This is a genomic window from Chryseobacterium sp. LJ668, from assembly GCF_019613955.1.
Taxonomy (GTDB): domain Bacteria; phylum Bacteroidota; class Bacteroidia; order Flavobacteriales; family Weeksellaceae; genus Chryseobacterium.
Genome location: NZ_CP080443.1, coordinates 3,265,547 through 3,278,760, shown reverse-complemented (window position 1 = coordinate 3,278,760; position 13,214 = coordinate 3,265,547). Strand labels below are relative to the sequence as shown.

Here is a 13,214-nt window from a genome sequence, read left to right as displayed (position 1 = left end):
GAAAACCATTTTGATTTATTCAAATAAATTACAGAAATGTTTAAAATTAATTTTCTGAACATGATAGTAAAAATATGTTATCAAACTGATAAATGTATTCAAATATTATTACTCACTCCTGAAAAAATTTTTGTTCTTTTGCAGCTGTTAAATCTGATCCCATGTCGAAGTTTGATGATATCCGGTCTTTTCATGATAGTGAAGTCAATGAAGCCCTGCAAAGCATAGCCCGTCATCCAATGATGAAAGCGCTGATGAATTTTACCTTTCCTGAAGTCGATGAGAGCATTTGGCTAAAGAAATTTAACGATACTCATTCGATATTTGATTTTCAAAGAAATTTTATATCGCAAACCATTCGTACCATACTTGAAAAAAGTTCTGAAGGATTAACCATTTCAGGATTTGATAAACTCGACAAGAATACAACTTATCTTTTCATATCCAATCACAGAGATATTATCTTAGATACCTCGCTGCTCAATTTGGTATTGCTGGAAAGCGGCCTTATCATGACATCTTCAGCAATCGGGGATAATCTTGTTGAGAAATCGTTTATTCATAAATTGGCGAAACTAAACCGTAATTTTTTAGTTCAGAGAGGTTTGCCATTGCGTGATCAACTGAAGAGCTCCAGGCTATTATCTGAATATATTTTTGAATTATTGCATCAGGAAAAACGCTCAGTCTGGATTGCTCAGCGTGAAGGGCGTACCAAAGATGGTAATGATTCTACGCAGCAGGGTGTACTTAAAATGATTGCTATGGCAGCCGGAAATATGTCACTAACCGATTTTTTTAAAAAACTAAAAATTGTTCCCTTGTCGATTTCTTATGAATACGACCCGACTGATGTTCTTAAAATGCCACAACTCTTGGCAAAGCATAACGATGAGGTCTATGTAAAAGATAAAGATGAAGATTTTGCAACAATGATCAGTGGTGTTCTCGGACAGAAAAAGCGAATTCACCTTCATGCCGGTGATGTTTTAAATTCTCAGTTCGATCATTTAGGTCCAGATTGTGATAATAAAAATAAGCAACTGCAGGCAATTGCCCAGATGATTGATGCTTCCATTATACAAAATTACCAGCTTTGGCCTACTAATTATATTGCTTATGATTTATTAGGTCAAACAAATCATTTTTCTGAAAAATATACAGACCAGGAAAAACAATTATTTGAACGAAGGCTTGAAATGCGTATTGATACATCCGATGTTATTTCTATGCAAAGCTTTTTATCAATGTATGCCAATCCTGTGAAAAATAAGATGATGCTAAAAATATTAAATTAACAGCATTAAATTTCTCTTTATCATTTATTGAGACTTAAAAAAGAAATAATTTTCAGAGATTTTAAAAAATTGGTCGATAAATTGCTTATGATTAGTAAATCAATAATGTAAATTGGTTTTTATCAAAAAGTATATAGCAATGAACATTTCTTACTACGATTTTACAAATCTTCCCGATGATGCACAATATGATATGGTACTGAATCAGGGTAGAATGATTAACGAAAACACAGTCAGCAATACCAGATACGTATTGTATGAGCTCTCATTTTTTTCGGTAGAAATTATTTACAGTATCACAAAAAACAGAATTTCCGGGAAAAATATTTTTATGAATAAATCTGCTTACGCAGTTTAATTTATAATCAGACAAAACATTTCAAACGTAATTTGATTGTTTATTACAAACTTTATCCGGATACTTCAACTATCCGCCAACAACTTCCGGTTAATTAGCTTGTTAGTATACAACTACCTCTTATTATTTTTTCCAATAATAATGCTTTTTACCCAAAAAAAGATGGAATAAAATCCATCTTCATTTACAATAGCAGTTACTTCTATTTGTCCTCTTCTTTTTTAAAGCTTACAACCTCATATTCATTATCTGTACAATACTTTTTACAGCTTTCATCATCGAAAGAGTCAGGATCTTTTGTAAAGTCTTCGATGTATTTATAGCTTTCCTCAGTATTGGCCGGTGTGATAACAAGGTGATATAGTTTTAGTAATGATTCATCAGCTTTTTCTAATGATTCTTTTTTGTGTTGCAATGCTTCTTTATAGGTCATAATTTAAATTTAGTTTAAGACATAGAATAAAGTATGCCATTTTTAAATTTCTAGAAAGTCATTTGTAATTTTGAATTTATCATTTATTAGCAAAATGATATTTGTAGGCATCAATATTTGATCATTGTGGTATTAAAAATGAGTTATAAAACAATATTGATCTTTAATCATTAAGATATTATGTTCATAATTATTATTGCCATAATATCATATCGGTTCAATATTCTTTAAATAATATATGTTTTCTAAAAATTTGTGAGTATTTTTGATTGCTAAACAAGTATGAACCTCTTACAAGTTTATTTTACGTTTTATGATCTTAATTGTCGATGATAACGAAAATAATATTTATTCGTTAAAGAAATTACTAGAATCCAAAGATTTTCAGGTTGATACTGCCAATTCTGGTGAAGAAGCATTGGGAAAAGCATTGAAAAATAATTATGCATTGATTATTTTAGATGTCCAGATGCCCGGTATGGACGGGTTTGAAGTGGCAGAAACTTTTGCCGGGTACAGCAAGACCAAAGAAATTCCCATCATATTTTTATCTGCAGTCAATACGGATAAAAGATTCATTACAAAAGGATACGATTCCGGCGGGATGGATTATGTGACCAAACCTATAGATCCAGAAATTTTATTGCTCAAAGTAAAAACTTTTTACAACCTACAGGAAAATAGTATTGCAATGAAAAAGGCGCAACAAAGTCTGGAGCTGGAAGTAAAGGGTAGAAGAGAAGCGCAGGTATCTATGAAATCTGAGATTGACCACTTTCATCTCATGCTCGAAGCATTGCCACAAATCGCTTTTACATTAGATGAAAATGGTAATGTGAACTTTGTAAACAAAAAATGGTTTGAATATTCATCGTCTGATCAGGAATTTCCGCAGACACATGAAGACGATCTCAATATACAAGAAGAATTTGAAAGATGTAGAAAAAAAGGCAGAGCTCTGGAACTGGAAATAAGAATCAAAAATAAAGATTCCGACGAGTATAGATATCATCTTTTGAGAATGTCGCCAGTTTATCAGAACGAAAAAGTAAAAAACTGGGTAGGCACTTTTACCGATATTGAAGACCAGAAAAAAGTTGAAAAAGAAAAAGATGAATTTCTGAGTATTGCCAGCCACGAACTCAAAACACCGCTTACGAGTATCAAGGCCTATATGCAGCTTCTCGATAGAAAACTAAAATCTTACAGCGAAAGCACGGAAGCCGTTTTTGTAACCAAAGCTTTAGATCAGGTAGAAAAATTAAATACGCTGATCACAGATTTGCTGGATGTTTCAAAGATCGAAAACGGTAAATTGAAAATCAATAAAAAACCTGCCGATCTGGAAGCCCTGCTTCATAATACGATCGATACTATAGTGCAGACACACGACAATCCCAACGTAAAAATTGACCGCCATATCAGCAAAATTAATCAGCTGATTTCTTTTGATGCGATTCGTATTGAGCAGGTATTGATTAATTTTTTAACCAATGCTCTCAAATATTCACCGGAAAACAATCAGGTTATTGTTACCACATTCGTAGATGATAATGAAGTGAAGGTAAGCGTCACAGATTTCGGGATAGGAATTCCTGATTTTAAACAGGATGCTGTCTTCCGTAAGTTTTACCGGGTTGAAGAATCATCTGTACAGTTTCAGGGGATGGGCATCGGTTTATACATCTGCTCAGAGATTATCAAACAACACCACGGAACAATTGGCCTCTCCAGTAAGATAGATCAGGGATCTACATTTTATTTTACATTACCTTTAAATTAATTTTTTTTATGCCGAAAAAAGTAATAAGAAATCTCCAAATCGGAATTGGTTTTTCTATATTCATTTTAATAGCGAGTTCGGTCGCATCGTATCTAAGCATTAAAAATCAGATGCAGCACCGTGAAAGTGTTTCAAAAAGCAGAAAATCTGTCACGGCTGTGAAAGATGTTTTAATTTCAATTTTGAATGCAGAGACAGGGAACAGAGGATATCAGCTGACAGGAAAAGAAAGTTTTTTAGAGCCTTACAATCAGAGCTTAGCCGAATATTCAAAATCAATTGATTATGTAAAATCATTAGATATTACCGATCCTTCTCAACTCCAACGCCTGAAAACCCTTGAACAAAATGTCAATAATAATATTGATAATTTAAAGCAGTTTGTAATAAATAAACGTCGAGGTGTTGCGATGACTCAAGAGCAGATCCTGATGAGCAAATTGTACATGGATAAATGCCGTCTTCTTGTCCGCGATTTTGTAAAATTTGAAGAAAACGGACTCGAAAAAAAGAATAAAGATCTAGACAGCTCATCCAACACAACAGTATTATTTATCATACTTTCATCTATGGCAGCAATTGCTGTTACAGCATTTTTTTATGTAAAGCTGCGCAATGATCTACTCCGAAGAGACAAACTAGAGAAAGAATTAAAAGCAAAAGAGCTTGAAATTTCTAAACGTGTAAATATCATTCAGCAGGTAGCCAACAGGGTTTCAAATGGTGATTACAATCAAAAAATAGTAGATGATTTTGATGGTGATTTAGGCGATCTTGTAGAATCATTAAATCATATGACAGATTCTCTTAAACTATCTTTTGATGAGATTAATAAGAGTGATTGGCGTCAGAAAGGTCTGGCCTTATTAAATGAATCTCTGGTCGGTAACAAATCTATAAAACAGGTAACTACAGACGCTCTCAATCAGTTAATTGAATACGGAAACTGCATCAATGGTGCTATTTATTTAATAGAAGATAACGGAAAATTAAAACTAAGCAGCTCTTTTGGATTAGAAGACAGTATGAAACAGTTTTTTGATCCGGGAGAAGGAATGGTGGGGCAGGTTTTTGTCCAGAAAAAGCCGAAAGCCTACAATGATTTAGATGAAAATGACTTTGCAGTCACTTTTGCAGGCAGCAAAATGAAAATCAAAGCTATTTTGTTAATTCCTGTGACGATTGACAGACAGACCATTGGAGTTTTAGAACTAAGTTCAGATAAAAATTTCGATCAGGACAGAATCGACTATTTTGTTGAAAGCAGCAGAAATATTGGTATTGCTTTACGCTCCGCCAAAGGCCGTGAGAAAGAGCAGCGTTTATTGGAAGAAACTCAAGCACAGTCAGAAGAGCTGCAGGTTCAGCATTCTGAATTAGAAAATCTAAATACAGAGCTCGAGGCTCAGACCCAAAAGCTTCAGGCTTCAGAAGAAGAGCTGAAGGTACAACAGGAAGAATTGATGCAGATCAACACCGAGCTGGAAGAGCGCTCAAAATTACTTGAAGAAAAAAACCATCTTATTGCAGAACGCAATATTGAAATTCAGAGAAAAGCCGAAGAGCTCGCACTCAGTACTCAGTACAAATCTGAATTCTTAGCAAATATGTCGCATGAGTTACGAACACCATTGAACTCAATTTTGCTTCTCTCCCGTTTGATGGCAGAAAATCCTGATGAAAACTTAAACGAAGATCAGATCGAATCAGCAAAGGTCATTCAGAGTTCCGGAAGTAGCCTTTTAACATTAATTGATGAAATTCTAGATTTAGCCAAAATAGAATCCGGTAAAATGTCTCTTGAGTATCAGGATGTTGTAATTGATGAAGTGGTAAATGATTTAAAAAGTTTAATAAATCCTTTGGTAAAAGAAAAAGGGATTGAATTTAACATCAATATTGAAGATGATTTGGCAAAAACCTTAGAAACCGACCGTTTGCGTTTGGATCAGGTGCTGAGAAATCTTTTATCAAACGCTTTAAAATTTACAAAAAAAGGAAGTGTAGAATTAAATATTAAAAAAGACCCGAAAAATAAAAATTTCATCATTTTCTCCGTAAAGGATACCGGAATCGGAATTCCGGATGATAAGCAGAAAATTATTTTTGAGGCCTTTCAGCAGGCAGACGGATCTACACAGCGTAAATTTGGCGGAACAGGTTTAGGCTTGTCAATCAGCCGTGAAATTGCTAAATTATTAGGTGGTTATCTAGAACTGAAAAGTAAAGTCAATGAAGGCAGCGAATTCAGTTTAATCATTCCGGTAAAAGAAGAACTGAAAGTTGTTCAGTCAAATTCAGGATCAGATCAAAGTTTGGTAAATGTCATTTTAGAAGATGTGGAAGAAATTAAACATATAATTGATTACAATGAAGGTGATATTTCAGCATCATTCAAAACTTTAGAAATACCTGACGATGTAGACGACGACAGAAGTAGCATCGGAAAAGATGATAAAGTTATTTTAATTGTTGAAGATGATACCAATTTTGCCAAAGCATTACTAAAATATGCAAGAATGCAAAAATATAAAGGGGTAGTAGTGGTAAGGGGAGACCAGGCCTTATCTGCTGCGATACAGTATCGTCCGGTTGCAATTCTCTTGGATGTTCAGCTTCCCGTAAAAGATGGCTGGGAGGTAATGGACGAATTAAAATCTAATTTTCAGACCAAACCGATTCCGGTACATATGATGTCATCGTTACATGTAAAGCAGGAAAGTCTGATGAAAGGGGCAATTGATTTTATTAATAAACCTGTTGCACTGCAACAGATGAACGGCATATTCAAAAAAATAGAGGATGCCCTGAAAAAGTCTCCGCAAAAAGTGCTGATTGTAGAAGAAAATGCTAAACATGCCAATGCATTGTCTTATTTCCTAAGCAATTTTGACATTTCGCTTTCTGTAGAAGATAATGTGGAGGATAGCGTGAGAGCTTTCAATACCGATCAGGTCGACTGTGTAATTTTAGATATCGGGCCAAACAGAAGAAACGCCTATAAAATTATAGAATCTATCAAAGGGTATGAAGGATTAGAAAATCTTCCGATTATTATTTTTACAGAACGCAATTTATCAACTTCGGAAGAATTAAAAATAAAACAATATGCTGATTCTATAGTTGTAAAAACGGCACATTCTTACCAGCGTATTTTAGATGAGGTAGGATTATTTTTACATTTGGTTGAAGAGAAAAACAGCTCGGTAGAAACCATCAGAAATAAAACTTTAGGGTCATTAACAGAAGTTCTCAGTGGTAAAAAAATTCTGATTACTGATGATGATGTCCGTAATATTTTTTCTCTGACTAAAGCTTTAGAAAAATATAAAGTGGAGGTTGTTCTTGCGATGGATGGTGTTCAGGCTCTAGAGCAGATCAACGAACATCAGGATATCGATGTTGTTTTGATGGATATGATGATGCCGGAAATGGATGGTTATGAAACGATTCAGGAAATTAGGAAAATGCCGAAATTCAAAAGGCTTCCGATTATCGCAGTAACTGCAAAATCAATGATTGGTGACCGTGATAAATGTATACAGGCGGGTGCTTCAGATTATATTACAAAACCTGTGGATATAGATCAGCTGCTGTCTTTGTTGCGCGTCTGGTTATACGAAAGTTAAATTACAGAATCTCTTATGCAAAAGAAAATTTTGATTGTGGATGATGATCCCCGTAATATATTTGCTCTGAAATTAACGTTAAAAGCCCGCGGTTTTGAATTGGAAACCTGTACAACGGCAAAAGATGCTATTCAGATTTTAGAAAAAAATCCTGCGATTGATTTGGTATTGATGGATATGATGATGCCTGAAATGGATGGATATGAAGCCGTTAAATTGATACGCCAAACGCCGTCAATCAGTCATATCCCTGTGATTGCAGTGACGGCACAGGCAATGGAAGAAGACCGTCAAAAATGTCTTGATGCAGGAGCTCAGGATTATATTAAAAAGCCGATTGATGTAGATTTGCTCTTAATCGCGATAGAAAAATTATCTTAAATGCTGGAACCAAGTATCGTAAAAGATGAAGAAATAGAATATCTTATCAAAGATGTGTACGATTTGTACGGATACGATTTTTCTTTATACAGCAGAGCATCCTTCAAACGCAGGGTCAATCGTATCTGTCTCATTGACCGTTTTACTAGCTTTGCAGAACTCCGATATACGGTTCTTAACGATCCTAATTATCTCAAACATTTCATACAGGAAATTACGGTTAATGTAACAGAAATGTTCCGGGACCCACATTTTTTTAAAAAGCTGAGAGAAGAAATTTTGCCCCAGCTGGGAACATATCCGTTGATAAGAATATGGGTTGCAGGATGTGCGACTGGTGAAGAAGCCTATTCTATGGCTATTTTGCTGAAAGAGGCCAATCTGTATCATAAGTGTCTTATTTACGGTACAGATATTAATCCTTCAGTTTTAGAAACAGCAAGATCAGGGGTTTTCCCGATGCATCAGATGAAAATATATTCTGAAAATTATATGCTTTCCGGCGGGAAAGAAGATTTTTCTGATTATTATACTGCAAATTATGACAGCGTACGTTTTGATAAAAGCCTGCAAGAAAAACTGATTTTATCGACACATAATCTCGTGTCAGATAGTTCATTCAACAGTTTTCAGCTAATCATTTGCAGAAATGTGCTGATCTATTTTGAAAAAGCTTTGCAGGAAAGAGTTTTTAATCTTTTTAATGCTAGTTTAGAAAATTTAGGCTATCTCGCTTTAGGATCAAAAGAAACTCTGCGGTTCTCCAATTTAGATAAATTTTATCACCAGATTGATGATCAGAAAATCTGGAAAAAAGTAGACCATAATTAGTTACTGGAATGGAAGTGCAAAACAACAATTTCGAAATACTCGTCATCGGAGGATCTGCCGGAAGTCTGCAGGTAATTATTGACATGATAAAAAATCTTGAAGCAGATTTTAGTTTTTCGATTCTTTTGGTTGTTCACAGAAAAGCTCATTCATCAAGTATTCTGCCAACATTACTGCAACAGTTTACTTCCATGCAGGTCGTTGAAATTGAAGATAAAACCGATATTCAGAAGAGCACGATATATATAGTTCCCGCAGATTATCATCTGTTGTTTGAAAATAAGATGACGGTTTCTCTTGACAGTTCAGAAAAGATGAATTATTCTCGACCGTCAATTGATGTAACGTTCAAATCTGCCGCAGAAACTTTTGGAGAAAACATGGTGGGAGTTCTGCTTTCAGGAGCCAGTGTTGATGGAGTAGAAGGTTTAAAATACATTAAAAAAAATAAAGGAAAAGTCTGGATTCAAAACCCGGAAACCGCCGAAGTTGATTATATGCCGAGACAGGCAGCCGATCAGGTAGATTATGATTTGTTGATAGGGCCAAAAGAATTGGCAGAGTATATCAATCAGTTAAATAAACAGTAAAATAATTTCATTAAATAAATTAAATAAAAATATGAGCAAGAAGAAAATTTTGATTTTTGATGATGATAAAGTTATTCTTGAAGTCATCAGTATCATTTTTGAAGAAGGAGGATATGAAGTCGAGATTTCAGAGACATCACATGACATTATACAAAAAGTTTCGCAGTTTAAGCCGGATGTTATCTTGATGGATAACTGGATTCCCAATATTGGCGGTGTAGAAGCTACAAAACTTCTGAAAAGCCATGATGATTACAAGCATATTCCGGTAATTTACGTAACCGCAAATAATGATATTGTTACATTGGCCGCAAGTGCACAGGCAGATGATTATGTGGCAAAACCTTTTAATCTTGATGATTTGGAAGATAAGGTAGCGAAATATATTAAAAGCTAGCAATCAGTTATTGTTTTTTTTGTATGACTAAAAATCCTCTATCTCACAGACTGAGGATTTTTTCATGAACGAAAATTCATATAATCAAAAACAATTAAAAGTCACTTTATCCGTTTCTTCACTTTCAGGTCGGCTTAATTAAAGCTTATCTTTAGGCTTTCAAGTACAAAATATTTTAACATCATCTAAGAATGCAGGCAAACTATTGTAAAATTTTTACCACAATCGGGCTTTCCGTTTTCAGCATTACAGCTTTCGCTCAGGAACAGAGGACGATCAGCGGAACAGTAAGAGACGGAAAGAACGGCGAACTCGTTATCGGGGCCACAATAAAAGTGGAAGAAGATCCCACAATCAATATCACAGCCAATGAATATGGATTTTACTCACTTTCTCTACCACAGGGAAATTATACTGTTGCCGTTGCATATGGTGGTTATGAGAACTACAGGCAGACCGTGCAACTTGATCAAAATGTAAAATTAGATTTGATTTTAAACCAGGAAAAAGAAAGGACAACACAAATTGATGAAGTCATCATTTCAGCAGTAAAAAAAGATAAAAATCTGACATCAGCGCAGATGGGGACAGAAACGTTAAGCATCAAAAGCATAGAAAAACTTCCTGTTCTTTTTGGCGAAAAAGATGTTTTGAAAACCATTCAGCTTTTACCCGGCATCAAAAGTAACGGAGAAGGAAGCAGCGGATTCAGCGTACGAGGAGGTGCAACCGATCAGAATTTGATTTTATTGGATGAAGCACCCGTGTATAATGCATCACATTTACTGGGATTTTTCAGCACTTTTAACAGTGATGCCCTAAAAGATGCAAGCATCATTAAAGGAAACAGTCCCGCACAATACGGTGGCCGACTTTCTTCTGTAATGGATGTTAAAATGAAAGACGGAAACAACAAAGATTACAACGTCAATGGCGGAATTGGTTTGATCAGTAGTAGATTAAGTGTGGAAGGGCCTATTCAGAAAGAAAAATCTTCATTCATCGTTTCAGGAAGACGAACCTATGCCGATGTTTTCTTAAAAGCAACAGATGATTTTAAAGACAGCAAGCTGTACTTTTATGATTTAAATTTAAAAGCCAATTACCAGATCAACGAAAATAACCGTTTGTACATATCCGGATATTTTGGAAGAGATGTTTTGGGATTGGGTAACACATTTGCTACCGATTGGGGAAATACTACAGCTACTTTGCGCTGGAACAGCATCATCAATAGCAAATTATTCTCAAATACTTCATTCATTTACAGCAATTATGATTACAAAGTCAGCCTTACGAGCAATGACAATACTTTTGGATTAGATTCGCAGATCCAAGACTGGAATTTGAAGCAGGATTTTTCATGGTTTGCAGGGAACAAGCATTCCGTTCGTTTTGGTCTTCAATCAATTTACCATACAATTACACCGAGCAGCGCTTCGGGAACAAGTGTGAGCAGTTTTCCTAGAAATTCCAGATATTCATGGGAAAATGCATTGTATATCAACGATGATTTTAAAGCAACTGAAAAGCTGACGGTAAATTATGGTTTAAGATTATCAATGTTCAGCGTTTTAGGTGGAGATACTTTTAATACTTATAATAACGGAGTTTTGACCGACAGTCAATTTTTAGAAAAAGGCAAATTCGGAAAAACATATATCAATCTGGAACCGCGGATTACGGCTAATTACAGGATCAATGAAGTGAGCAGTATCAAAGGTGGTTATGCAAGAAATACTCAGAATCTTCACCTGCTTAGCAACAGTAGCAGCGGAAACCCCACCGATCAGTGGATTGGAAGCAGCTATACGGTAAAACCTGAAATTGCAGATCAAATCAGCGCAGGTTATAGCAGAAACTTCAATAACAATAATTATGAGATCAATGCAGAAGTTTATTATAAATTAATGCAGAATCAAATAGACTATAAAAACGGAGCAGAAATTACATTTGATACCGCAGCTGATGTAGAAGCCGAATTATTATTTGGAAAAGGAAGAGCTTACGGTTTTGAAATTATTGCAAAAAAGAAAAGCGGGAAACTGACTGGATGGATCTCCTACACCTTATCAAAAACAGAAAGAAAAATAAACGGGATCAACGATAACAACTGGTATAATGCGAGACAGGATAAAACACACGATTTATCAGTAGTCGCAACGTATGAGCTGAATCCTAAATGGTCCTTTTCAGGATTATTTGTTTACAGTACAGGAAATGCTGTGACGTTCCCGACAGGGAAATATGAACTTCTGGGACAAACAATCTTTCAATACAGCAAACGAAATGCAGATAGAATGCCTGCCTACCACAGGATGGATTTGAGTGCAACCTATGAACCGGGCAACAACAAACGTTTTCAAAGCTCATGGTCATTCGGAATCTATAATGTTTACGGAAGAGAAAATGCTTATACCATTGCGTTTGAAGACAACCCTGAAAAACTGGGAACAACTCGTGCTATGCAGACTTCACTTTTCAAATTTGTACCCAATATAACGTATAACTTTAAATTTTAATTTAATGAAATCGCCATGATTGAAGGTGCATAATCAATCAAGGTAAGCCATTAAAGATGACCTTAAAAAACAATGTACACTACATATGAAAAATATATTTTTAATCATTGTCTCACTATTTTTATTGACGAGTTGTGAGAAAGAAATTGACTTAGACTTAGATGATCAAAGCGGAAATATCGTCATTGAAGCAAATGTAACCAATCAGCCGGGGCCTTATCAGGTGAAAATTAATAAATCTGTGGCATTTACTGAAAACAATATGTATCCGGTCGTAAGTAATGCTTTAGTAGTATTAAGCGACAATACCGGACAGACCGAAACTTTAAATCATATCGGTCAGGGGATTTATCAAACGACAACTTTTACTGCTGTGCCGGGAAGAACATATACTTTAAAAATTTCAGCAGAAGGGAAAGAGTATACTGCAACGAGTACAATGCCGCAACCTGTTTTGCTTGAAGATTTACAGCAAGATTCTTTTATGGTCGCAGGGGAATTATCATATACACTATTGCCTATTTTTACAGATCCTTACTCGTTGGGAAACAGATATCTTTTTAGCTACAGGGTAAATAATTCAAAAAAAATATATGAAGCTTTCTCCGATAATGTCAACAACGGATTGTTGAATCAAAGACCTTTGTTGCTTCCGAATGATGATGAAGACGGCGAAACTGAAAAAACAAAAGTGGGAGATACCATTTATGTAGAAATGCAGTGTATCGATACCAATGTCTTTACTTATTTTTCTGCACTGTTACAGATTATTGATGGTGGCGGTCCCGGCGGTGGAATCACCCCTTCAAACCCTCCGAGTAATATCAGCAATGGTGCGTTAGGATATTTTTCGGCACATACAGTCAGCAAATTAAGCTATGTGATTCAGTAAATCTTGTAAGTTTTATAATACAATCCAACAGAAAATATTTTGTTGGATTTTTTATTATGAATTTAATTTATTTCGATTATAAATTACGCTGTATAACTAT

General features: G+C 35.1%; 11 protein-coding genes. 10 read left to right on the top strand and 1 reads right to left on the bottom strand.

Annotated features, from left to right (window positions below; translation table 11 throughout):
- The first annotated feature begins 161 nt into the window (after positions 1–161).
- Positions 162–1,298 carry a 1-acyl-sn-glycerol-3-phosphate acyltransferase gene (locus K0U91_RS15345; protein ID WP_220179359.1) on the top strand — a complete coding sequence of 379 codons (1,137 nt, stop codon included), beginning with the start codon at positions 162–164 and terminating at the stop codon, positions 1,296–1,298.
- A 139-nt stretch (positions 1,299–1,437) separates the two neighbouring features.
- Positions 1,438–1,656 carry a hypothetical protein gene (locus tag K0U91_RS15340; RefSeq protein WP_220179358.1) on the top strand — a complete coding sequence of 73 codons (219 nt, stop codon included), beginning with the start codon at positions 1,438–1,440 and terminating at the stop codon, positions 1,654–1,656.
- 202 nt (positions 1,657–1,858) lie between these two features.
- Here K0U91_RS15340 and K0U91_RS15335 read toward each other — a convergent pair whose 3' ends face one another.
- Positions 1,859–2,089 (bottom strand): hypothetical protein, encoded by a 231-nt coding sequence (locus K0U91_RS15335; protein ID WP_219968886.1) that lies wholly within the window; start codon positions 2,087–2,089, stop codon positions 1,859–1,861.
- A 313-nt stretch (positions 2,090–2,402) separates the two neighbouring features.
- Here K0U91_RS15335 and K0U91_RS15330 point away from each other — a divergent pair, with 313 nt between their 5' ends.
- From K0U91_RS15330 to K0U91_RS15295, 8 genes are all read left to right on the top strand, one after another.
- On the top strand, positions 2,403–3,872 hold the full coding sequence (locus K0U91_RS15330) for a hybrid sensor histidine kinase/response regulator (RefSeq protein WP_220179357.1): 1,470 nt from the start codon (positions 2,403–2,405) through the stop codon (positions 3,870–3,872).
- Between the two features lie 8 nt (positions 3,873–3,880).
- A complete protein-coding gene (locus K0U91_RS15325) occupies positions 3,881–7,501 on the top strand; it encodes a response regulator (RefSeq protein ID WP_220179356.1) in 3,621 nt (1,206 codons plus the stop codon).
- 15 nt (positions 7,502–7,516) lie between these two features.
- Complete coding sequence (locus tag K0U91_RS15320) at positions 7,517–7,882, top strand: response regulator (protein ID WP_219968889.1); 366 nt, start codon at positions 7,517–7,519, stop codon at positions 7,880–7,882.
- Positions 7,883–8,713, top strand: a complete 831-nt coding sequence (locus tag K0U91_RS15315; RefSeq protein WP_219968890.1) for a CheR family methyltransferase — start codon at positions 7,883–7,885, stop codon at positions 8,711–8,713. It abuts the gene before it with no gap.
- Positions 8,714–8,721: 8 nt separating this feature from the next.
- Complete coding sequence (locus tag K0U91_RS15310) at positions 8,722–9,303, top strand: chemotaxis protein CheB (RefSeq protein WP_220179355.1); 582 nt, start codon at positions 8,722–8,724, stop codon at positions 9,301–9,303.
- A gap of 31 nt (positions 9,304–9,334) precedes the next feature.
- The gene (locus K0U91_RS15305; RefSeq protein ID WP_219968892.1) at positions 9,335–9,700 is read left to right on the top strand and encodes a response regulator; all 366 of its coding nucleotides are present in this window, start codon (positions 9,335–9,337) and stop codon (positions 9,698–9,700) included.
- Positions 9,701–9,891: 191 nt separating this feature from the next.
- Positions 9,892–12,222 (top strand): TonB-dependent receptor, encoded by a 2,331-nt coding sequence (locus K0U91_RS15300; RefSeq protein WP_220179354.1) that lies wholly within the window; start codon positions 9,892–9,894, stop codon positions 12,220–12,222.
- 85 nt (positions 12,223–12,307) lie between these two features.
- Complete coding sequence (locus K0U91_RS15295; RefSeq protein WP_220179353.1) at positions 12,308–13,114, top strand: DUF4249 domain-containing protein; 807 nt, start codon at positions 12,308–12,310, stop codon at positions 13,112–13,114.
- Positions 13,115–13,214: the final 100 nt, after the last annotated feature.

Coding starts and splice junctions, on each gene's coding strand:
- K0U91_RS15345 (WP_220179359.1), top strand. CDS start 162: ATGTCGAAGTTTGATGATATCCGGTCTTTTCATGATAGTGAAGTCAAT.
- K0U91_RS15340 (WP_220179358.1), top strand. CDS start 1,438: ATGAACATTTCTTACTACGATTTTACAAATCTTCCCGATGATGCACAA.
- K0U91_RS15335 (WP_219968886.1), bottom strand. CDS start 2,089: ATGACCTATAAAGAAGCATTGCAACACAAAAAAGAATCATTAGAAAAA.
- K0U91_RS15330 (WP_220179357.1), top strand. CDS start 2,403: ATGATCTTAATTGTCGATGATAACGAAAATAATATTTATTCGTTAAAG.
- K0U91_RS15325 (WP_220179356.1), top strand. CDS start 3,881: ATGCCGAAAAAAGTAATAAGAAATCTCCAAATCGGAATTGGTTTTTCT.
- K0U91_RS15320 (WP_219968889.1), top strand. CDS start 7,517: ATGCAAAAGAAAATTTTGATTGTGGATGATGATCCCCGTAATATATTT.
- K0U91_RS15315 (WP_219968890.1), top strand. CDS start 7,883: ATGCTGGAACCAAGTATCGTAAAAGATGAAGAAATAGAATATCTTATC.
- K0U91_RS15310 (WP_220179355.1), top strand. CDS start 8,722: ATGGAAGTGCAAAACAACAATTTCGAAATACTCGTCATCGGAGGATCT.
- K0U91_RS15305 (WP_219968892.1), top strand. CDS start 9,335: ATGAGCAAGAAGAAAATTTTGATTTTTGATGATGATAAAGTTATTCTT.
- K0U91_RS15300 (WP_220179354.1), top strand. CDS start 9,892: ATGCAGGCAAACTATTGTAAAATTTTTACCACAATCGGGCTTTCCGTT.
- K0U91_RS15295 (WP_220179353.1), top strand. CDS start 12,308: ATGAAAAATATATTTTTAATCATTGTCTCACTATTTTTATTGACGAGT.